The organism is Flavobacterium sp. UMI-01 (assembly GCF_019656315.1).
Taxonomy (GTDB): Bacteria; Bacteroidota; Bacteroidia; order Flavobacteriales; family Flavobacteriaceae; genus Flavobacterium.
In genome coordinates, this window is record NZ_BPLU01000043.1 from 1 (window position 1) to 507 (window position 507).

The 507-nt window shown below is 41.6% G+C and carries 1 pseudogene; it reads right to left on the reverse strand.

Annotated elements, in window-relative coordinates:
• Positions 1–507: pseudogene (locus tag K5R64_RS13085) on the reverse strand (hypothetical protein); the annotation flags it as partial.

The window sequence follows — 507 nt, forward strand, 5'->3', positions numbered from 1 at the left end:
AGGAATAAGGTGTAGTACCTCCAGACACTGTAATATCAATTGAACCATTGCTACAACCCACACAATTATTGTTGTTAACAATTATTGCTGTTGCAGATAGGACAGCAGCAGGCTGTCCTACAGTTACCGAATTAGATTGAGACGAACAATTATCGGTTACAGTTAAGGTATAAGTTCCAGCAGGCAGATTAGAAACAGTTGCAGTAGTTCCCACTTCAGTATTCGAAGCATTTTTCCAAGAGTACGTTACTGTTCCCACAGCACCCGTTACCACACCAGCACTTACTGAACCAGTACTAGCACCAAAACAACTAGCATCGGTTTTAGAAGAAGCTCCTAGTGCTAAAGCAGCGGCAGGTTGTCCTACAGTTACCGAATTAGATTGTGATGAACAGTTGTCTGTTACAGTTAAGGTATAAGTTCCAGCAGGAAGATTAGAAACAGTAGCAGTAGTTCCCACTTCAGTATTCGAAGCATTTTTCCAAGAGTACGTTACTGTTCCTACAG